We start from the raw sequence: 19,744 nt of genomic DNA, 5'->3' as shown, positions 1-19,744 counted from the left end.
CGGGCTGAAAATAAGCCCATACAACGTAATACAACCTATAAGGGATTTCGTTAGTATTGCAATTAAAGATAAATGCGTTATCGTCTTTTTAGTGTACTCGTCCGCGGCTGGAAGGAGGCCGGAAGGGGAGCTTCCAGCTTCGTAATGCGCTACTAGGCGATGACATGCACAGGGGTCGTCTTGGGTTAGGCTCGGACCCGTGTGTCTGTTTGCGGGCGAGTTGAATGCACAGCAGGGAAAACCGATGATTCCGAATTCGCCCGGCGCCGGCAAGAGGGACGCTCAGACACATGACAAGATCACCTATGTCCGGCAGATGCTGGGCGAACTGCGCGGCGTCGCCAGCGATGAGGGCGCGGACATGCTGTGTTACCTGATCGAGATGGCCTTCGTCGAGGCCGGCGACATCCTGTCGGGCAAGCGGCATCTGTCATTCGCCAATGGCGAGCGAAACAAGGCCGCTGGGATGCCGGTGAAGCCGTCCGGCAAGATCCAGTTCTAACAGGACAAGATAGACGGCTGACGCGGAAAGGCCGGTGTGGCGAATGATGTCGTCGATCTCGACGGGCGTGGGCCCAAGCGCATCGGTGATCCGCATGCGATCGTTCTCATTCGGCGGCGGCGCCATCGGGCCAGCATCATGTTCGCCCGGTTCCTCCGCCTGCGGTGGCGTGAACAGGTCGATACGGCTGAGAGGCGCCAGAGCTTGCAGGATATCCTGCGCTTCCGTCGTCACGATCGCGCCGTCTTTCAACAGGGCATTGGTACCATGGCAGCGCGGATCGAGCGGGGAGCCGGGCACGGCAAAAACGAGCCGGCCGAAATCGGCGGCGTAGCGCGCGGTGATCAGCGAGCCGGAACGGGAGGCCGCCTCGACGACGGCAAGCCCGAGGCTGACGCCGGCGATCAAGCGGTTGCGGCGTGGGAAATCACGGGCGCGCGGTTCCCAGCCGAAGGGCATTTCGCTGATTGCCAGGCCATTGCCTTCGGTGATCTCGTCCAGAAGGTCGATATTTTCGGGCGGATAGGGCTGGTCGAGACCGCCGGCAAGCGCTGCGATCGTGCCTGTGTCGAGGCTGGCACGATGGGCCGCCGTATCGATCCCGCGGGCAAGGCCCGAGATAATGGAATAACCCGCACGGCCGACGTCGCGCGCGATCATCGCGGCAAATTTGGTGCCGCTGATCGAGGCGTTGCGCGAGCCGACGATGCCGAGAGAGGGCACGGTGCCGATGGCCGGATCGCCCTTGACGGCGAGGAGGGGCGGTGCACCGTCGATCTGGCGCAGGGCCGGCGGATAATCCGGCTCGCCGATGCCAAGGAAACGGGCGCCGAAACGATGGGCGCTGGCAAGCTCTTTTTCCGCTTCGGCCACGGACGCGACGCGGATCGCGCGGGTGGAACCGCCGCGGCGCGACAGTTCGGGCAACATTTCGAGCGCCGTTTCGGCCGAGCCGAAATGATTGATGAGATCGCGAAAGGTCGCAGGGCCTACATTGTCGCTGCGGATCAGCCTCAGCCAGGCAATCCGTTGTCGTTCCGTCAGCGCAATCCCGTTTCGTCCCGCGCTGGCGTTCGACATGCAGTCCTATCCCTTCTGCCCGATCTTGCTTTCCGTTCCGGCCAGCAATCGCTGAATATTTGCCCTGTGCTTGATCCAGGTGATGATGCTCATCAGCACGAAGAGCAGGCCGATTTTCCCGTATCCTGAAACCAACAGTACAACCGGAACGACGAGCGTTGCAACCAGTGCCGAGAGGGAGGAATAACGCGTCAGTCTAGCCATGGCCAGCCAGACGGCGGAAAAGACGAGAACGATGATTGGTGCCAGCCCGAGCAGGACGCCGATGTAGGTCGCAATGCCCTTGCCACCTTTGAACCCGAGCCAGAGGGGAAAGAGATGGCCGAGGAAAGCGGCAAAGCCGGCGGCGATGCCGGCTTCGATACCCCAGCGTGAGGCAATTGCCGCAGCGGCAGTTCCCTTCAGGGCATCAAGCAGCAGGGTGGCGGCCGCAAGTTTCTTGTTGCCGGTGCGCAGGACATTGGTCGCACCGATATTGCCGGAGCCGATCTTGCGGACATCTCCAAGGCCGGCCAAGCGCGTCAGGATGAGGCCGAAGGGGATGGAGCCGAGCAGGTAGCCAAAGATGATGCTGATGACCGTCGGCGCAGGTCCCAGTTGCCAGACAAAAAGTTCCACCGGTTCCCCTCCCGTGGTCCGTCTCGCCTAGATGGCGTGGACCAGTTTTCCCGCAACATAGGTTTGAACTGCCCGGCCGGTAAAGCGGGCATTTTCGAACGGTGTGTTTTTTGAACGGGATACGATGGCGTCCTTCGAAACGATCCAGGGTTCGTCGAGATCGATCAGCGCGATGTCGGCCTTGGCGCCCGGTTTCAGCGTTCCGGCGTCGAGGCCGAAGATCTGGGCGGGCCGCGTGGACAGGGCGTCGATCAGGCGCATCAGGGGCACGTCGCCGCTGTGATAGAGGCGCAGGGCAGCGGCCAGCATCGTCTCCAGACCGATTGCGCCATCCGCGGCATCGGCAAAGGGCAGCCGCTTGGTATCGACGTCCTGCGGATCGTGCGAGGAAACGATGATGTCGATCGTGCCGTCGGCGAGCGCCTGAACCATCGCCACGCGGTCGTCCTCGCCGCGCAGCGGCGGCGAGAGCTTGAAGAAGGTGCGGTATTCGCCGATGTCGTTCTCGTTCAGCGTCAAGTGATTGATCGAGATGCCGCAGGTGACGTTCGCCCCGCGCTTGCGGGCCGTTGCAATGGCTTCGGCGGATTCTGGCAGGGAGATCTTCGCGGCATGATAAGCAGCCCTGGTCAGTCCGGCGATGCGCAGGTCACGCTCGAGCGGGATGATCTCGGCTTCGCGCGGTATGCCGGAGAGGCCGAGCCAGCTGGCGAGCAGGCCTTCGTTCATGACGCCGCCGGCGCCCAAATATTTGTCGCGGGTTTCGAGCGCGATGACGGCGCCGAATTCGCGCGCATAGGTCATGGCACGGCGCAGAACCAGCGTGTCGTGCACGGGCTCGCGTCCATTGGTGAAGCAGACGGCGCCCGCCTCGCGCAACAGGCCGAATTCGGTCATTTCCTCGCCGTCGAGATGCTTGGTGAGCGCCGCCGCGGGATAGACATTGACCAGCGCCTTGTCGCGCGCCGTCTTCTGCACGAACTGCACCAGCGCGATATCGTCGATGACCGGATCGGTATCGGGCATGGTGATGATCGAGGTGACGCCGCCGGCGGCCGCGGCACGTGACGCGGATTCGATGGTTTCCCGATATTCGCCGCCGGGTTCGCCGACGAAGACGCGGGCATCGACCAGACCCGGGACCGCGACGAGGCCGCTGCAATCCTTGACTTCGGCACCTTTCGGAGCGCCCGGGGCGCTCTTTCCGGCAGCAAGGATAACACCGTTTTCGACAATGATGGTTCCGGTCTCGTCGAGGCTGCGCGAGGGGTCGATGATGCGGAGGTTCTTCAGGACGAGGGCGTTGGTCATGCGCGCGGCCCCTGGTTCTGCGAGAGAAGAAGCGTTTCCATCACCGCCATGCGCACCGCGACCCCCATCTCGACCTGTTGCTCGATCACGCTCTGAGGCCCGTCGGCGATTTCCGAGGCGATCTCGACGCCGCGGTTCATCGGGCCGGGATGCATGACAAGCGCATCGTCCTTGGCCGCCTTCAGCTTTTCGGCGTCGAGCCCGTAATAGCGGAAATATTCGCGCACCGAGGGCACGAAGGAGCCGGCCATGCGCTCGCGCTGCAGGCGCAGCATCATCACCACATCGGCGTCCTTCAGCCCTTCTTTCATCGAATGGTAGACTTCGGCGCCCATGTCGGCGATGCCGGACGGCAGCAGTGTGGCAGGGGCCACGACGCGAACGCGGGCGCCCATCTGGTTCAGAAGCAGGATGTTGGAGCGGGCGACGCGCGAATGCAGCACGTCGCCGCAGATGGCGACGATGATGCGCGACAGCTTGCCCTTGGCGCGGCGGATGGTCAGCGCGTCGAGCAGCGCCTGCGTCGGATGCTCATGCTGGCCGTCGCCGGCGTTGACGACGGAGCAGGAAACCTTTTGTGCGAGCAGCGCGGCGGCCCCGGCCGAGGAATGGCGAACGACCAAGACGTCCGGATGCATCGCGTTCAGCGTCATCGCGGTGTCGATCAGCGTCTCGCCCTTCTTCACCGAGGAGTTGCTGACCGACATGTTCATGACGTCGGCGCCGAGGCGTTTGCCGGCAAGCTCGAAGGAGGATTGCGTCCGGGTCGAGGCTTCGAAGAAGAGGTTTATCTGCGTCAGGCCACGCAGCGTCGAGGTCTTCTTCTCTCTCTGGCGGGAAATCTTGACGGCTTCGTCGGCCCGGTCGAGCAGGAGCGTGATGTCCTGTTCGCTCAGGCCCTTGATGCCGAGCAGGTGGCGATGCGGAAAGAAATCCATGGGGAGCCGCCTCATATCGTGAAGTTGCGTGGGTCTATAATGACTGCAGGGCGAACCGGCAAGGCTGAGGCTATGCAAACAGGGCGCATTCCCGTGCTTTTGTGGCCGTTCGCGCGCTTCCTGTAAATTGTTGCGGGAAGCGGTGTTTATCCCATCCCGGTGCTGTTCCTAAGCACAGGGACTTGGGTTAGAAACGCGACATGACTCTGAACCGAAATGAACAGAAACTCGCCGAACTGAACCAGCCGAAGCCCTGGTCGGGAATCAACGCATTCAGGTCCGACCCGCTCGTGGTCGACATTGCCGCGTCGATGCCGCGGCCCCTGCGCGACGACTTCGAGGCGCTTGGCCGCTATGCGACATCGCCGGAGGCGCAGGACCTGGCGCGCATGGCCAATGAGGGCGTGCCGAAGCTGCGCACCCACGGACCGCGCGGCGAACGTCTCGACGTGGTCGAGTTCCATCCCGCCTGGCACGCGCTGATGCGCCGCTCGATGACATCGGGACTGCATGCCTCGGCCTGGGAAAACATCGCCGACGAGCGCGGACGATCGCACAAGGCGCGGGCGATCCGCTTCTATCTGACGGCACAGCTCGAATGTGGCCATCTCTGCCCGCTGACAATGACCAGCGCCTCCGTGGCGGCGATTTCCGCGTCGCCAGCCGTCCAGAAGGAATGGGCGCCAAAAATCCTGTCGCGGAAGTATGATTCATCCAACCGGCCCTGGATGCAGAAGTCGTCCGTCACTATCGGCATGGGCATGACGGAAAAGCAGGGCGGCACGGACGTGCGTGCCAACACCTCGACGGCCGAGCGGGTCGGCGAGGGCATCTACCGTCTCAACGGCCACAAATGGTTCATGTCGGCGCCGATGAGCGACGCGTTCGTGATGCTGGCGCAGACTCGCGACGGTCTCGGCTGCTTCCTCGTGCCGCGCCTCCTGGAGGACGGCTCTGCCAATGGCTTGCGCTTCCAGCGGCTGAAGGACAAGCTCGGCAATCGCTCGAACGCCTCGTCGGAGGTGGAATTCTCCGACACGTTCGGGTTCGTGCTCGGTACGCCGGATGCCGGCATCCGCACCATTCTCGACATGGTAACGCTGACGCGGCTCGATTGCGCTTTGGCGTCGGCCGGCATGATGCGGGCTTCACTTGCCGAGGCCGTGCACCATGTGCGTGGCCGCAAGGTTTCCGGCAAGACGCTGATTGCCCAGCCGATGATGACCCGGGTTCTGGCCGACATGGCGCTGGACGTGGCGGCGGCAAGCGCCTTGTCCTTCCGGCTCGCCGAAGCCTTCGACAAGGCGCGCGACAGCGCCGAGGACGCGGCCTACGCGCGGATCATGACGCCGGTCGCGAAATACTGGTGCTGCAAGATCGCCCCCGCGCTGATCTATGAGGCGATGGAATGCCTCGGCGGCAGCGGCTATGTCGAGGAACGGCCGATCGCCCGGCATTATCGCGAAGCCCCGGTCAATGCGATCTGGGAGGGTTCCGGCAATGTCATGGCGCTCGACGTGCTCAGGGTGCTGACGCGTGGCAAGGATCTGTTCGAGCTACTGTTCCAGGTGATCAGCCGCGATCTCGGCCCGTCTGCCAAGAAGACCGTCGATGTGCTTAGGGCGGCCATGTCGCTGTGCGAGCGCGACGAAGGGGCAGCGCGCATGCTCGTCGAGCAGCTGGCGCTCGCTGCCGCTGCCGCCGAACTCTATCGGCTAGGGGCAGGGCGCATTGCCGACGCGTTCCTTGAATCCCGTCTTGCCGCCGGCTGGCGCTCAACCTACGGCATGCTCGATTCGCGCTTCGACTCCGCCTATATCGTCGATCTGCTTTATCCGCCCGCGACATAGCCGGTAACAGTCAGCACCAGCGGGATGGTGAAGAACGAGACGACCGTCTGCACGGTTGCGACAGCTGCATAGAGCGGCGCATCGCCCCCCATCTGCTTGGCAAGCAGATAGCCGTTCATCGCCGTCGGCACGCTGGCGCCGAGCGCGATCACCAGCAGGCTGTCGCCGCGAATGCCGAGAGCATAGGCGGTGCCGACCATGAAGACCGGCATGATGATCAGCTTCAGGAAGACGGCAAGGAGGGCGACAAGGCTCGGCCGCAGCGCATCCGAAACCTTCAGGCCCGCGCCGACCATGACGAGGCCGAGGCTGAGCGAGGCGCTGGCCAGCATCTCGATGGCGTTCAGCACTGGTCCGTAGACCGGAATCCCCGACGCATTCAGCACGATGCCGAGCGCCGAGGCGACGATGAGCGGATTGGTGGCGATCTTGAAGGCAAAGAATTTCAGCCCCTTCGGCCCGCCATTGAAGCCGATGAGAACGCCGACATTGTAGAGGTTGATCGGGATGATAACCAGCGTCATCACCAGCGCCGTCAGGCTGAGACCGAGTGGGCCGTAGAGCTTCTGCGCGATGGCGAGTGCCATGAAGCCATTCCAGCGTGTCGCCGTCTGGAAGATGGATGTGAAGGCGGCGGAGGAGACGTGGCGGGCACGCAGCATCGGCCAGAGCAACAGCAGCGCGGCCGACATCAGCGTAACGCTTCCGATCGTCGCCAGCGCCGTCGCATCCGTCTTCATGCCGGTAAAATCGGCCGTCGCCAGCGTCGAGAACAGAAGGGCGGGGAAGAGGATATAGTAGCCGAGCTGCTCCAGTCCCTCCCAGAGCGTCAGATCGATCAGCGGCGAACGCTTCAGCCAGACGCCCAGCGACACGAGCAGGAAGATCGGCAGGATGCTTTCGAAGATGATCGTCATGAAGAGGCCCGAAGGAGGGAGAAATCCATCGATAGACTCTTGTCCACAGGACGGCAACCGCATCGCGCCGAAATTAACCTTAACGGATGGTTTACGTTGCGTGGCCGGGGTTAAGGGACAAGAGTGGGACGTGACGACAAATATAACGATTTCTGGAATGGAGCACGTTCGGTGAGAACTGGCTTGACGATCATCATGATGATGTTTTTTGCGGGCCTCGCGCTCGATCTGACGATCCCGGCCGTCGTTCTGGTCGGCGCCATGGCGCTCGACTGGGCTTCGGTGCAGTTGAAGCGCGGCATGATGGCTGAGGGGAGAGCGGCATGAGGTGGTTCCTGATCCTTTGGGCTTGCCCCGTCATCCTGCTCACTGGCTGGTACGGCCTTTCCTACTACGACATGAGCTTCGGCATCTTCATGCTGACCCGGCAGGCGCATGATCTCGTCTTCGCCGTCTACGGCCACGTGCTCGGCCTGCCGCCGGAAACCATCCCGCCGCTCGTCGCCCGCGCCATCGCCTTCGATAGCCTGATCGTCTTTGCGATCATCGCCTATCGCAAGCGCCGCGAGATTCGCGCCTGGTACAGCCGCCGCTTTCCGGCGGTTCAGCCTGCCGAATCCGGGGTCGCATCCTTCGCCAACGACGTCAATCTGTCGAGCGCACCCTGAAGAATGAAGGATGCGGCGGCCGAATCGATCCTGTCAGCGCGCTTCTTTCGCGAGACATCCATCTCGATTAGCACCCGTTCCGCTGCCACCGTCGAAAGCCGTTCGTCCCAATAAACAAAGGGAATGTCGGTCTTCTGCGCCATGTTGCGCACGAACGCCTTTGTTGCCTGGGCACGCGGGCCTTCGGAACCATCCATGTTGATCGGCAGGCCGATGACGAAGGCGGCAATCTTCTCCTTGGCCGCCATGGCAAGCAGCGCTTCGGCGTCGATGCCGAACTTCACCCGCTTGATCAGTTCGCGCGGCGTGGCAAATCGCCGGCCGAGATCGGAGACGGAAATGCCGATCGTCTTGGTGCCGAGGTCGAGCCCGCCGATCGCCTGGCCGGGCAGGAGGTTGGATACGAGTTCGTCTATCGTGAGAACAGCCATGTGATTTGCCGATTCGGTCTTTAAGGTTTAGTCGGCTGATCCATATCCGCATCCGGCCGACAAATCACCAAGGAGTATTTCATGAAGATCAAATGGCTCGGGCATTCCGCCTTTCATCTGGAAACCGCCAAGGCAAAAATCCTGATCGACCCGTTCTTTACCGGCAATCCGTCCTTTGACGAGTCCACGCGCAAGGATGCGGCGGCAGGGCTGACCCACATCCTCCTGACCCACGGCCATGACGACCATGTCGGCGATACGATCGCGCTGGCGAAGGAAACCGGTGCCACCGTTGTCGCCAATGCCGCTCTGGCGGTATGGCTCGGCTCGCGCGGCGTCAAGGCGCTGGAAATGGGCAATACGGGCGGCACCATCCACCTCGATGGTTTATCGACCACCTTCGTCAACGCGTTGCATTCGTCGGCGCAGATCACCGAGGACGGCGTGTCGCATTCGCTCGGCAACGCAAATGGGCTGGTGCTGCATTTCGAAGACGAGCCGACGCTCTACCATATGGGCGACACCGACATCTTTTCCGACATGGCGCTCATCAACGAGCTGCATCAGCCGGAAATCGGCCTTGTGCCGATCGGCGATCGCTTCACCATGGGCGGAGCCGTCGCCGCGCTCGCCTGCCAGCGCTTCTTCAAGTTCGGTACGGTCATCCCCTGCCACTACGGCTCGTTCGGCATCATCGACCAGACGGCCGACACGTTCGTCGCCGCAATGGACGGTGGCAAGGCGAAGGTCGAGGTTCCTGCCGTCGGTGGTATCGTCTCTTTCTAGCCTCTTCCACCCCGCGGAAATGCTCGACGAGGTACCCAGCGGGGCGATTCCCCCGTTGCGTGCCCGGTGCTTGGTCATTATAGCGGGTAGGAAATGTCGTACTCGGAGAATATCCATGTCAGTTGATCTCGCCACCGTGAAGCGCGTCGCGCGTCTTGCCCGCATTGCCGTCAGCGAAGAGGATGCGCAGCGCATGACCGGCGAGCTGAATGGCATCCTGGGTTTCGTCGAGCAGCTCTCCGAGGTGAATGTCGATGGTGTCGAGCCGATGACCTCGGTGACGCCGATGGAGATGAAGATGCGGGCGGACGTGGTGACCGACGGCAACAAGGCCGACGACATCGTCGCCAATGCCCCGAACGAGGACCGGAATTTCTTCCTTGTCCCGAAAGTGGTCGAATAAGCCCTTCGTAGCCGTCGCCCGAACGCTCCCGATTTTGAAAGCCTGCCATGACCGACCTGACCCGCCTGACCATCGCTGAAGCGCGCACCAAGCTCAGCTCCAAGGACATCACCGCCGTCGAGCTGACGGAAGCCTATATCGGCGCGATCGAGGCGGCCAATCCTGCGCTGAACGCCTATGTGACGGTAACGCCGGACAAGGCGCGAGACATGGCCAAGGCATCCGATGCCCGCATCGCAGCCGGCAAGGCCGGAGCGTTGGAAGGCATTCCGCTCGGGATCAAGGACCTGTTCGGCACAGAAGGCGTGCACACGCAGGCCTGCAGCCATATCCTCGACGGCTTCAAGCCGCGTTACGAATCGACCGTCACCCAGAACCTCTGGAACGACGGTGCCGTCATGCTCGGCAAACTCAACATGGACGAGTTCGCCATGGGCTCGTCGAACGAGAGTTCCTACTACGGCCCGGTGATCAACCCGTGGAAGTCAAAGGGCTCCAACCTCGATCTGGTTCCCGGCGGCTCTTCCGGCGGTTCGGCCGCGGCCGTGGCCGCCTTCCTCTGCGCCGGCGCTACCGCGACCGATACCGGCGGCTCGATCCGCCAGCCGGCCGCCTTCACCGGCACCGTCGGCATCAAGCCGACCTATGGCCGCTGCTCGCGCTGGGGCATCGTCGCGTTTGCCTCGTCGCTCGATCAGGCCGGCCCGATCGCCCGCGACGTGCGCGACGCGGCGATCCTCTTGAAATCGATGGCGAGCGTCGATCCGAAGGACACCACGTCCGTCGATCTGCCGGTGCCGGACTACGAGGCGTCGCTCGGCCAATCGCTGAAGGGCATGAAGATCGGCATCCCGAAGGAATACCGCGTCGACGGCATGCCGGAAGAGATCGAGACGCTGTGGCAGCAGGGCATCGCCTGGCTGAAGGACGCCGGTGCCGAGATCGTCGATATCAGCCTGCCGCATACCAAATATGCGCTTCCGGCCTATTACATCGTTGCCCCGGCCGAAGCCTCATCCAACCTTGCCCGCTATGACGGCGTCCGCTACGGCCTGCGCGTCGACGGCAAGGACATTGCCGACATGTACGAAAAGACCCGCGCCGCCGGCTTCGGCCAGGAGGTCAAGCGCCGCATCATGATCGGCACCTATGTGCTCTCGGCCGGGTACTACGATGCCTACTACCTGCGCGCCCAGAAGGTCCGCACGCTGATTAAGCGCGATTTCGAACTGGCCTTCCATGCCGGCGTCGATGCGATCCTGACGCCTGCTACCCCGTCCTCCGCCTTCGGCATCGCCGACGAGGATCTCGCATCGGATCCGGTCAAGATGTATTTGAACGACATCTTCACGGTGACGGTTAACATGGCCGGGCTTCCGGGCATCGCCGTCCCCGCCGGCCTCGACCACAAGGGCCTGCCGCTCGGCCTGCAGCTGATCGGCAAGCCGTTCGAGGAAGAGACCCTGTTCAAGACTGCGCATGTCATCGAGCAGGCAGCCGGTAAGTTCTCGCCGCAGAAGTGGTGGTAACGATCCGTTCTGCCGTCGCAACCGATGCGGCGGCGATCGCGCGAACCAGCCTGGAGGCTTTTGCCGCCAATCCGGTTGAGCCCAACTGGACTTCTGTGGAAGTCCTGAACGGTGCTCGCCGTATTTTTGCAGAAATGTCCGCCAAATGCATCCCGCACGCGATAATCGCGGAGATTGACGGCAATATCGCGGGCTGGTGCGGCGTCATCGCCGCGCGTGGCGAAATCGCCGATCTTTGGGTGTCGCCGCAGTTTCAGCGTCGAGGAATAGCAACAGCATTGGTGGCTGAAGCGTGCCACCTTATCCAGACCAAAGGCGGCACGGTCGCGGTGCTCGAAACCCATCGGGACAATTCGGCAGCTTTGGCTTTTTATCGTCTAACAGGATTCGATATCTGCTGGCAGGCGCCGGCCGAATGGGATGTGGTCGGCGCCGTTGTGGAAAAGGTGGGGCTGCGCAAATTCCTTTGATCGGCACCGGTCTGGCCAAGACTCGGTTCGAATGTTCTATTGGAGCGGAAGGGAGCCGCTTAATGGCCGAAATTCGTCCAGCGCGCGAAGAAGAAATCCTCGTCTTGACGGCGATCGGGCTCGAAGCCTGGGAGAAGGCCGTTTCCGGCGTTGCCGACGCACAAGCGATGCGCCGCGTGGCGGAACTGGCGTTTCTCTCCTTTCTGCGGTCGAAGTGGTTTTCGGTCAGCGTCATCGAGTTCGGCGGCGAAGCCGCCGGCTGGGCCGCGCGCGAAGACAATGACGGCCATATCTCCGATCTCTGGATAAGGCCTGCGGTGCAACGGAATGGCCTTGGCTCCGTCCTGCTTGCCGAACTGGAGCGCCGTATTCTCGTCGAAGGGTTCGAGGCGTCCGTTATCAAGACCCATTCACAAAATACGCCGGCGATCAGCTTCTTCCGCAAACACGGATATTCGATCAGCTGGCTTTCGACTGCCTATGCGCCAAAACTCGACAGGGACGTCGAGTCCGTCGGCTTGAGCAAGTTGCTGGAAGAGCCTGCTGCTCAATCTGGCCAGCAGTGGTTTTGAGCTCACCGGCGGCGGCATCACCTTGTTTTGAAATCCGGCGAGATCAGCGTTTGGAAGTCCGGCGAGGCAATTCGCTCTCGCCGGTATTTTCCTGTCAGCGGTTGTTTGCTGGTGATCAGAGCGCGAGCGACATCGCAGCAAACGCCATGGGAGCCCAGAACGGCGCGGAAAGCCCCGCGACGAGGCCAACCAGGTGCAGCGCGCAGATGAGCATCAGCTGCGTCCGAAAGGGCTCCTTGCGCGTTTTGTGACGCAAGAGCCGCTGGGCCAAGACCGCGCCCGGGCTGCCGCCGATCAACGCAAGCCAGAGCAGCCGGCTTTCAGGAACGCGCCATCGCCCCTTGCGGGCGGCGTCCTTGTCCCACCAGAAGACGCAGAAGGTGAGGGCATTGATCAGCAGGATGAGGAGGATTGCGGCCAGGCTTTGTGTCATCGCGCCATTTTGGCAGGCATATCTGAACGGACCTCAAACGCTTCTGGTGGCTGCAATACGTCACGTGGGATGTGACAAGCCTTGCACCCCCCAGCCAATTGTTCTACCGAGAAGGTCACGATTTCGAGCTTACAGAAGAGCATTCCATGACCCTTGTCGATGTCCGCATTTCCGATCCGAAACGCTATATCCCAGGCGCCACCGGCGACTGGGAGATCATCGTCGGCATGGAAGTCCATGCCCAGGTGACGAGCAATTCGAAGCTGTTTTCGGGTGCGTCCACGACCTTCGGCAATGCGCCGAACTCCAACGTCTCGCTCGTCGATGCCGCCATGCCCGGCATGCTGCCTGTGATCAACGAGGAATGCGTCAAGCAGGCGGTGCGCACCGGACTTGGCCTGAAGGCTAAGATCAACAAGCGCTCGATCTTCGACCGCAAGAACTATTTCTATCCGGACCTGCCGCAGGGCTATCAGATTTCCCAGTTCAAGGACCCGATCGTCGGAGAGGGCAAGATCATCATTTCGGTCGGCCCCGATCGCCAGGGCCAGTTCGAGGATGTCGAGGTCGGTATCGAGCGGCTGCATCTGGAGCAGGATGCGGGCAAGTCGATGCACGACCAGAATCCGACCATGTCCCATGTCGATCTCAACCGCTCGGGCGTGGCGCTGATGGAGATCGTTTCCAAGCCCGACATGCGCTCCTCGGACGAGGCCAAGGCCTACATGACCAAGCTGCGCTCGATCGTGCGCTATCTCGGCACCTGCGACGGCAACATGGACGAGGGCTCGATGCGCGCCGACGTCAACGTCTCGGTGCGCCGCCCGGGCGAAGGGTTCGGCACGCGCTGCGAGATCAAGAACGTCAACTCGATCCGCTTCATCGGCCAGGCCATCGAATACGAAGCCCGCCGCCAGATCGCCATTATCGAGGATGGCGGTACCATCGATCAGGAAACCCGCCTGTTCGATCCGAACAAGGGCGAGACACGCTCGATGCGCTCCAAGGAAGACGCGCATGATTACCGCTATTTCCCCGATCCGGACCTTCTGCCGCTGGAGTTCGACGACGTCTTCATCGAGGAGCTGAAGGCGCATCTGCCGGAATTGCCGGATGACAAGAAGGAGCGTTTCGTGCGCGAGCTCGGGCTATCGGTCTATGACGCCTCGGTACTCGTCTCGGAGAAGGCGATCGCCGACTATTACGAGGCCGTTGCCGCCGGCCGTGATGGCAAGATCGCCGCCAACTGGGTGATCAACGACCTGCTGGGTGCCTTGAACAAAGCCGGCAAAGGCATTGAAGACACTCCGGTTTCCCCCGTTCAACTTGGCGGTATTCTCGACCTGATCAAGTCGGAAGTCATCTCCGGCAAGATCGCCAAGGACCTGTTCGAAATCGTCTGGAACGAGGGCGGCGATCCGGCCGAACTGGTCGAATCGCGCGGCATGAAGCAGGTGACCGATACCGGCGCCATCGAAAAGGCCGTCGACGAGATCATTGCGGCAAACCCTGATCAGGTTGCCAAGGTCCAGGCGAAGCCCTCGCTTGCCGGCTGGTTCGTCGGCCAGGTGATGAAGGCGACCGGCGGCAAGGCCAATCCGCAAGCCGTGCAGGCTTTGGTCAAGGCCAAACTCGGGCTCGAGGACTAAGCGGTGTTCTTTGTCCGCACAGCTTCGGAGCGCGATCTTGCCAGGGTGAGCGCGCTTCTTGGCGAAACATGGCACGCCACCTATGATACGCTTTATGGCGTTGAAAAGGTCGCGGAGCTGACGGCGAAATGGCATTCGGTGCCGGCGCTGAAGGCGCGGCTTGCCCGCAAGAATGCCGAGTTCGTGGTCGCGGACAACGGCAAGGACATCGCCGGCATGGGCTTTGCCGCGATGTCGGACACTCTCAAGAAGGGCGCAATCCTGCATCAGCTCTACGTCCTGCCGAAATTCCAGCGGCAGGGCATCGGCCGCGACATGTTTGCCGAACTCGAAACCTGCTTTCCCGATGCCGAGTTCATGCAGCTCGAAGTGGAGCCAGAGAACCTCGCGGCCATCTCCTTCTATGAAGCGCACGGTTTCGTGAAAATCGGCGCGACGGCCAATTGCGGCGACGACCAGTCCGGCATTCCCGCGATCATCATGGAAAAGCCGCTCGGCTAACGGTGTGCAGACGTTGTTTCCATGTTGATGCAACGCTTCGTTCCTCGCTGCGGCAACGGAATCACTGGACATTGAAGAGGCTGCGCGGCATAAGCGGAACAGCACTCTAGGATATCCCGCGCGGTTGTTTGGCGCGGTCAAGGACGGACATCATGAAGTCTCTGTTGCAGATTTTTACCTGGTGGAATGGACAGACGATCGGCACGCGCTTTCATACCTGGCGCTTCGGCAAGCGGGTCGGCGAAGATGCCGCCGGTAACGTCTATTACGAGGGCGGCAAGGACTCCGAGGGCCGTACCCGCCGCTGGGTAATCTACAACGGCTATGCCGATGCTTCCGCCATTCCACCGGGCTGGCATGGCTGGATGCATCACCGCACCGATGTTTCGCCCGCCGACGAAAACTATCAACCGCGCGAATGGCAGAAGCCGCACCGCGTGAATGCCACCGGTACCGCCGATGCCTATCGTCCCCAGGGCTCGATCAGCAAGAACGGCGAGCGTCCGCGCGTAACCGGCGACTATGATGCCTGGACGCCACGGTCCTGAGCCGAATTTTAAGGCCGGGGTTTTTCCTACTTTCGATTGCACCCGTGGCACCATGCCCCGGCCACATTTCATGTTTAGCGCCTGATACCCGGTACTTTGATCGGGATCGCGCGGGAGACGGGCGTAAATGGTAATTTCAAATCAGCGAATTCAGATGCGCCGGGCCTTTGCGGCGGCTGCCCTGTTCGCGATTGCCGGTACCTCGCTTCTCTCCATGACCGTGGCCACCGAGGCGGCGCGTATCACCAATCCGGTGGCCGTCTTTTCCGGCATCGACAAGATCACCGGCCGCATTACCACCTTTGACGTCTATATCGGCGAGACCGTTCAGTTCGGCGCCCTGCAGGTGACACCGCGCGTCTGCTATAGCCGCGACGATACCGAGGCGCCGAAGACCGACACCTTCGTCGAGGTCGACGAGATCACCCTCGACCGCAAGATCCGCCGCATCTTTACCGGCTGGATGTTTGCCGACAGCCCCGGCCTGAACGCCGTCGAACATCCGGTCTATGACGTCTGGCTGAACAGTTGCAAGGCAAAGTCCGACCTGCCGCCGCCGGACGCTGCAGCCAGCCAGTAGGCAACATCCCGATTTTCAGAATTTGATATGCGGTGAGGCGACGGCGCGCGCCAGCAGCTTTTCGTAGCGCGCCTTGGGCACGTCTATTGCGCCAAAACTTTTCAGGTGTTCGGTGGTAAATTGCGTGTCGAGCAGCGTAAAGCCACGCTTGCGCAGGCGCTCGACCAGATGGACGAGGCAGATCTTCGAGGCGTCCGTGCGGCGCGAGAACATGCTTTCGCCGAAGAAGGCCGAGCCGAGCGAGACCCCATAGAGCCCTCCGACAAGTTCCTCCCCCTCCCATGCTTCCACGGAGTGAGCGTGTCCCATGCCGTGCAGCGTTGCGTAGAGCGAGCGGATTTTGGCGTTGATCCAGGTTGTCGGTCGGTCTGGGGCAGGGGCAGCGCAGCCTTCCATGACCTCCTCGAAGGCCGTGTCGTAACGGATATCGAAGGGTGCGCGCCTTATCGTCTTCGCGAGGCTTTTCGAAACGTGGAAGTTGTCGAGCGGGATAATCCCGCGCAGTTCCGGCTCGACCCAGAAAAGCTCCGGGTCGTCTGCCGAATCGGCCATCGGGAAAAGGCCGATGGAATAGGCCCGCAACAGCAAATCCGGGGTGATGTCCGGCTGCTTGCTGCGGGTCCCTTTCATTCAAAACCTCATTCGGACGGCTGGGCCAGATAGTGCTCCAGCCAGTGGATGTCGTAATCACCGTTGGCGATGTCCTGATTGTTGATCAGGTCCTGGAACAGCGGCAGCGTCGTCTTGATGCCGTCGATGACGAATTCGTCCAGCACGCGGCGCAGGCGCATCATGCATTCGACGCGGGTACGCCCGTGCACGATCAGCTTGCCGATCAGGCTATCGTAATAGGGCGGGATCCGGTAGCCCTGATAGGCGCCGGAATCGACGCGGACGCCAAGACCGCCGGGCGCATGGAAATGCGTGATCGTGCCGGGCGAGGGCACGAAGGTGCGCGGATCCTCGGCGTTGATGCGGCATTCGATGGCGTGGCCCGAGAAGACGACCTCGTCCTGCGTTACAGACAGGCCGGCACCGGAAGCGACGCGAATCTGCTCGTGGACAAGGTCGATGCCGGTGATCGCCTCGGTGATCGGGTGTTCCACCTGCAGGCGGGTGTTCATCTCGATGAAGTAGAACGCGCCGTTCTCGTAGAGGAACTCGATGGTGCCTGCGCCGCGATATTTCAGCTTGCGCATGGCGTCGGCGCAGATTTCGCCGATCTTCATCCGCTGCTCGACATTAAGCGCCGGGGAGTTGGCTTCTTCCCAGACCTTCTGGTGGCGGCGCTGCAGCGAGCAGTCGCGCTCGCCCAGATGGATGGCATTGCCTTCGCCATCGCCGATCACCTGGATCTCGATATGGCGCGGCTTGCTGAGGTATTTTTCCATATAAACTGCGTCATTGCCGAACGCGGCCAGAGCTTCCGAACGGGCGGTGGAAACGGCTTCGGACAGATCGTCCTCGCTGCGGGCCACCTTCATGCCGCGTCCGCCGCCGCCGGCCGTCGCCTTGATCAGCACGGGAAAGCCGATTTTGCGGGCGATTTCCAGCGCGTTCTCTGGCTTCACCTCGCCGGCGGAGCCGGGAACGACGGGAATGCCAAGGGACTTGGCGGTTTCCTTCGCCGTGATCTTGTCGCCCATGATGCGGATGTGATCGGCCGTCGGACCGATGAACGTGATGCCATGCGCGTCGAGGATATCGGCGAACTTGGCATTCTCCGACAGGAAGCCATAGCCCGGATGCACGGCATCGGCGCCGGTGATCTCGCAGGCCGCGACGATCTGGTGGATGTTCAGATAGCTGTCGCGCGAGGGCGGCGGTCCGATGCAGACACTTTCGTCGGCAAGGCGTACATGCATGGCATCGGCATCGGCCGTGGAGTGAACGGCAACTGTCGCGATTCCGAGTTCCTTGCACGCGCGCAGGACCCGGAGGGCAATTTCGCCGCGATTGGCGATAAGGATCTTGGAAATCATCTGTGATGGCCTATTCGATGATGATTAGCGCTTCGCCGTATTCAACCGGCGCGCCGTCTTCAACGAGGATTTCGACTACGCGGCCGGAACGCGGGGCCGGAATCTGGTTCATCGTCTTCATGGCTTCGATGATCAGGATGGTCTGGCCTTCCTTGACTGTGGCGCCGGCTTCAACGAAGGGGCGCGAACCCGGAGCGGACGACAGATAGGCGGTGCCCACCATCGGCGCGGTCACGGCGTTCTTCGAGGTCCTTGCGCTCTCCGGTGCGGCAGCCTGCGCTGCGGCAGCCGCCGTCTGAATCGGAGCCGTCATGGCCGGAACCGGAGCGGAGACGTATTGCGGTGTCCCGGCGCGCGATACGCGGATACGCAGGTCTTCCTGTTCCACTTCGATTTCGGTCAGATCGGTTTCGTTCAGGATGTTGGCGAGATCGCGGATCAGCGTCTGGTCGATGCCGGGTTTCTTGTCAGCCATGGATGAGAGCCTCGTGTTCTTTTTATTTCGTCTGTTGCGTGAGTGTCTTTAGCGCATTGAGCGCGAGAATGTAACTATCGGCGCCAAAGCCGCAAATCACGCCCTTTGCCGCCGGAGCGAGCATCGACTTGTGCCGGAATTCTTCACGGGCGTGGACATTGGAAAGGTGCACTTCGATGACCGGGATACCAATTGCCTTCGCAGCGTCGTGCAAGGCGATCGAGGTGTGGGTATAGGCGCCGGCGTTGACGATAATGCCCTGCGCCACGTTCCCCGCCTCGTGAAACCAGTCGACGAGGTCGCCTTCATGATTGCTCTGGCGGCAGACGACGTCGAGATCGAGCGTCTTGCCGTGTTCCATGCACATCGCCTCGATATCGGCCAGCGTCTGCGCCCCATAGATGCCGGGCTCACGTTTACCGAGCGCATTGAGGTTGGGGCCGTTCAGCACGAAAATTGTCGATGGCATAGGGGATCGGGTCCGATAATCGAGCGTTACCTATAGACGGATGGTTCCGCGAGGAAAAGCCCTACGGCCCCCCGCGGCTTTTGTCCACAAGCGATAACGCTCGCTATTGCTGGAAAACCGGCGTTCAGCAGACGGTCTTGCCACAAGCGCGGACATTCGCGACCTTCGTTTCCAGTTCCTCTGCGCCGACCGCGCCGAAAACAGTCTCGCGGCCGACCACATAGGAGGGCGTGCCGGTGATGCCGAGGCTGTTGGCAAGTGTATAAGCTTCCTTGACGCCTTCATCCTGCGTGTTCGCGTCCATCTTCTTGCGAAGGTCGGCTTCCGCAACGCCGAGCTTGCCGGCAACGGCGATTGCCGTTTCCTCGGTCGCGCGCTCTTCTCCGCCGAGGAGCGCGCGATGGAAGTCGCCGTATTTCTCCGGCGCAATGTCGCGGAAGGCGGCACTTACCTTATGCGCGGCCATCGAATCCGGTCCGAGGATCGGCAGTTCCTTCAGCACGAAACGGACATTCTTGTCTTTTTCGAGAACGGCGTCCATGTCGGACAGGGCGCGTTTGCAGTAGCCGCAATTGTAGTCGTAGAACTCGACGATGGTCACGTCGCCGTTCGGATTGCCGAGCGTGACGTCATATTTCGACTGGAAGATCGCCTTTTCATTGTCGTTGACGGCGGCTTCCGCCTGCTGCAGCTGCTCGTCGGCCTGTTTCTTCTTCAGTGCCTGCTGCGCTTCCAGGAGGATTTCCGGATTGGCGACGAGGTATTCCTTGATGAACGCGCCGATCTCCTGCTTCTGCTTGTCATCCAGCGCCTGCGCACCTTGCGGCAGCGCAGCCGTCGCCAAAAGCAGGATGAGTGTTGCGGCGATGGTCTTTCGGGCGTTGAATGCCATGTCTTTCCTCGTAGCCTTTTCTTATGTGGTCGGTCTGTCGTTCAATTGCCGAGGTGGGGTCAACAGGCTTGTTTGAAAGACAACAGAATTTCTGCAGCCAGCATAGGGGCGCGCGGCGCCAAACGAAACCGCAAAATCGG

General features: G+C 61.7%; 25 protein-coding genes. 13 read left to right on the top strand and 12 right to left on the bottom strand.

The features are described from left to right. Positions 1-244 precede the first annotated feature (244 nt). Positions 245-502 carry a hypothetical protein gene (locus ACSQ2W_RS00210; RefSeq protein ID WP_436084436.1) on the top strand — a complete coding sequence of 86 codons (258 nt, stop codon included), beginning with the start codon at positions 245-247 and terminating at the stop codon, positions 500-502. Here the strand turns inward: ACSQ2W_RS00210 and dprA are convergent. The 4 genes from dprA to ACSQ2W_RS00190 are packed head-to-tail and all read right to left on the bottom strand — an operon-like array spanning position 431 to position 4,449. Then, on the bottom strand, positions 431-1,582 hold the full coding sequence (dprA, locus tag ACSQ2W_RS00205; RefSeq protein WP_436084435.1) for a DNA-processing protein DprA: 1,152 nt from the start codon (positions 1,580-1,582) through the stop codon (positions 431-433). The genes ACSQ2W_RS00210 and dprA overlap by 72 nt on opposite strands. A 6-nt stretch (positions 1,583-1,588) precedes the next feature. Beyond that, complete coding sequence (gene plsY / locus ACSQ2W_RS00200) at positions 1,589-2,200, bottom strand: glycerol-3-phosphate 1-O-acyltransferase PlsY (protein WP_436084434.1); 612 nt, start codon at positions 2,198-2,200, stop codon at positions 1,589-1,591. 27 nt (positions 2,201-2,227) lie between these two features. Continuing rightward, entirely contained in the window at positions 2,228-3,511 is a 1,284-nt protein-coding gene (locus ACSQ2W_RS00195; protein WP_436084433.1) for a dihydroorotase, read from the bottom strand. Further along, the gene (locus tag ACSQ2W_RS00190) at positions 3,508-4,449 is read right to left on the bottom strand and encodes an aspartate carbamoyltransferase catalytic subunit (RefSeq protein ID WP_436084432.1); all 942 of its coding nucleotides are present in this window, start codon (positions 4,447-4,449) and stop codon (positions 3,508-3,510) included. Before ACSQ2W_RS00190 ends, ACSQ2W_RS00195 begins: the two co-directional genes overlap by 4 nt. Before the next feature lie 200 nt (positions 4,450-4,649). Between ACSQ2W_RS00190 and ACSQ2W_RS00185 the strand changes: the two genes are divergently transcribed. Beyond that, complete coding sequence (locus ACSQ2W_RS00185; protein ID WP_436084431.1) at positions 4,650-6,299, top strand: acyl-CoA dehydrogenase family protein; 1,650 nt, start codon at positions 4,650-4,652, stop codon at positions 6,297-6,299. Here the strand turns inward: ACSQ2W_RS00185 and ACSQ2W_RS00180 are convergent. Continuing rightward, entirely contained in the window at positions 6,281-7,216 is a 936-nt protein-coding gene (locus ACSQ2W_RS00180; RefSeq protein WP_436084430.1) for an AEC family transporter, read from the bottom strand. The two genes, ACSQ2W_RS00185 and ACSQ2W_RS00180, sit on opposite strands and share 19 nt — an antisense overlap. A 171-nt stretch (positions 7,217-7,387) precedes the next feature. Between ACSQ2W_RS00180 and ACSQ2W_RS00175 the strand changes: the two genes are divergently transcribed. Together ACSQ2W_RS00175 and ACSQ2W_RS00170 are read left to right on the top strand one after the other, a co-directional pair. After that, the gene (locus ACSQ2W_RS00175) at positions 7,388-7,543 is read left to right on the top strand and encodes a hypothetical protein (RefSeq protein ID WP_436084429.1); all 156 of its coding nucleotides are present in this window, start codon (positions 7,388-7,390) and stop codon (positions 7,541-7,543) included. After that, on the top strand, positions 7,540-7,884 hold the full coding sequence (locus tag ACSQ2W_RS00170; RefSeq protein ID WP_436084428.1) for a DUF6105 family protein: 345 nt from the start codon (positions 7,540-7,542) through the stop codon (positions 7,882-7,884). The genes ACSQ2W_RS00175 and ACSQ2W_RS00170 overlap by 4 nt, the downstream gene beginning before the upstream one ends. On the opposite strand, the gene ruvX is transcribed toward ACSQ2W_RS00170, so the two are convergent. Continuing rightward, positions 7,821-8,315: a Holliday junction resolvase RuvX gene (gene ruvX / locus ACSQ2W_RS00165; protein WP_436084427.1), complete on the bottom strand. Its 495-nt coding sequence runs from the start codon at positions 8,313-8,315 to the stop codon at positions 7,821-7,823. The genes ACSQ2W_RS00170 and ruvX overlap by 64 nt on opposite strands. Positions 8,316-8,396: 81 nt before the next feature. Here ruvX and ACSQ2W_RS00160 point away from each other — a divergent pair, with 81 nt between their 5' ends. The 5 genes from ACSQ2W_RS00160 (at position 8,397) to ACSQ2W_RS00140 (ending at position 12,075) form a co-directional block, all read left to right on the top strand. After that, on the top strand, positions 8,397-9,101 hold the full coding sequence (locus ACSQ2W_RS00160) for a metal-dependent hydrolase (protein WP_436084426.1): 705 nt from the start codon (positions 8,397-8,399) through the stop codon (positions 9,099-9,101). A gap of 115 nt (positions 9,102-9,216) precedes the next feature. After that, positions 9,217-9,504 (top strand): Asp-tRNA(Asn)/Glu-tRNA(Gln) amidotransferase subunit GatC, encoded by a 288-nt coding sequence (gatC, locus tag ACSQ2W_RS00155; RefSeq protein WP_436084425.1) that lies wholly within the window; start codon positions 9,217-9,219, stop codon positions 9,502-9,504. Positions 9,505-9,551: 47 nt separating this feature from the next. Then, positions 9,552-11,033 carry an Asp-tRNA(Asn)/Glu-tRNA(Gln) amidotransferase subunit GatA gene (gene gatA, locus ACSQ2W_RS00150; protein ID WP_436084424.1) on the top strand — a complete coding sequence of 494 codons (1,482 nt, stop codon included), beginning with the start codon at positions 9,552-9,554 and terminating at the stop codon, positions 11,031-11,033. Next, positions 11,027-11,503: a GNAT family N-acetyltransferase gene (locus ACSQ2W_RS00145; RefSeq protein ID WP_436084423.1), complete on the top strand. Its 477-nt coding sequence runs from the start codon at positions 11,027-11,029 to the stop codon at positions 11,501-11,503. Before gatA ends, ACSQ2W_RS00145 begins: the two co-directional genes overlap by 7 nt. Positions 11,504-11,565: 62 nt before the next feature. Beyond that, the gene (locus ACSQ2W_RS00140; protein ID WP_436084422.1) at positions 11,566-12,075 is read left to right on the top strand and encodes a GNAT family N-acetyltransferase; all 510 of its coding nucleotides are present in this window, start codon (positions 11,566-11,568) and stop codon (positions 12,073-12,075) included. Positions 12,076-12,190: 115 nt separating this feature from the next. Here ACSQ2W_RS00140 and ACSQ2W_RS00135 read toward each other — a convergent pair whose 3' ends face one another. Then, the gene (locus ACSQ2W_RS00135) at positions 12,191-12,508 is read right to left on the bottom strand and encodes a DUF1294 domain-containing protein (protein WP_436084421.1); all 318 of its coding nucleotides are present in this window, start codon (positions 12,506-12,508) and stop codon (positions 12,191-12,193) included. 146 nt (positions 12,509-12,654) lie between these two features. Here ACSQ2W_RS00135 and gatB point away from each other — a divergent pair, with 146 nt between their 5' ends. From gatB to ACSQ2W_RS00115, 4 genes are all read left to right on the top strand, one after another. Continuing rightward, entirely contained in the window at positions 12,655-14,157 is a 1,503-nt protein-coding gene (gatB, locus tag ACSQ2W_RS00130; RefSeq protein ID WP_436084420.1) for an Asp-tRNA(Asn)/Glu-tRNA(Gln) amidotransferase subunit GatB, read from the top strand. A gap of 3 nt (positions 14,158-14,160) precedes the next feature. Next, positions 14,161-14,658 carry a GNAT family N-acetyltransferase gene (locus ACSQ2W_RS00125; protein WP_436084419.1) on the top strand — a complete coding sequence of 166 codons (498 nt, stop codon included), beginning with the start codon at positions 14,161-14,163 and terminating at the stop codon, positions 14,656-14,658. A 152-nt stretch (positions 14,659-14,810) separates the two neighbouring features. Further along, the gene (locus ACSQ2W_RS00120) at positions 14,811-15,206 is read left to right on the top strand and encodes an NADH:ubiquinone oxidoreductase subunit NDUFA12 (protein WP_436084418.1); all 396 of its coding nucleotides are present in this window, start codon (positions 14,811-14,813) and stop codon (positions 15,204-15,206) included. A 127-nt stretch (positions 15,207-15,333) separates the two neighbouring features. Beyond that, on the top strand, positions 15,334-15,786 hold the full coding sequence (locus ACSQ2W_RS00115; protein WP_436084417.1) for a DUF2155 domain-containing protein: 453 nt from the start codon (positions 15,334-15,336) through the stop codon (positions 15,784-15,786). Between the two features lie 15 nt (positions 15,787-15,801). Here the strand turns inward: ACSQ2W_RS00115 and aat are convergent, their stop codons facing one another. The 5 genes from aat to ACSQ2W_RS00090 form a co-directional block, all read right to left on the bottom strand. Beyond that, a complete protein-coding gene (gene aat, locus ACSQ2W_RS00110) occupies positions 15,802-16,416 on the bottom strand; it encodes a leucyl/phenylalanyl-tRNA--protein transferase (protein WP_436084416.1) in 615 nt (204 codons plus the stop codon). Between the two features lie 8 nt (positions 16,417-16,424). Further along, positions 16,425-17,768, bottom strand: coding sequence for an acetyl-CoA carboxylase biotin carboxylase subunit (gene accC / locus ACSQ2W_RS00105; protein WP_436084415.1), 1,344 nt, complete (start codon positions 17,766-17,768; stop codon positions 16,425-16,427). 10 nt (positions 17,769-17,778) lie between these two features. Beyond that, positions 17,779-18,243 carry an acetyl-CoA carboxylase biotin carboxyl carrier protein gene (gene accB, locus ACSQ2W_RS00100; RefSeq protein WP_436084414.1) on the bottom strand — a complete coding sequence of 155 codons (465 nt, stop codon included), beginning with the start codon at positions 18,241-18,243 and terminating at the stop codon, positions 17,779-17,781. 22 nt (positions 18,244-18,265) lie between these two features. Beyond that, positions 18,266-18,712: a type II 3-dehydroquinate dehydratase gene (gene aroQ, locus ACSQ2W_RS00095; protein WP_436084413.1), complete on the bottom strand. Its 447-nt coding sequence runs from the start codon at positions 18,710-18,712 to the stop codon at positions 18,266-18,268. 124 nt (positions 18,713-18,836) lie between these two features. Next, positions 18,837-19,604, bottom strand: a complete 768-nt coding sequence (locus ACSQ2W_RS00090) for a DsbA family protein (RefSeq protein ID WP_436084412.1) — start codon at positions 19,602-19,604, stop codon at positions 18,837-18,839. Positions 19,605-19,744 lie beyond the last annotated feature (140 nt).

The organism is Pararhizobium sp. LjRoot255 (assembly GCF_964252905.1).
Taxonomy (GTDB): Bacteria; Pseudomonadota; Alphaproteobacteria; order Rhizobiales; family Rhizobiaceae; genus Pararhizobium.
The sequence above is the reverse complement of the archived record's forward strand: the minus strand, read 5'-3'. Positions and strand labels throughout refer to the sequence as shown.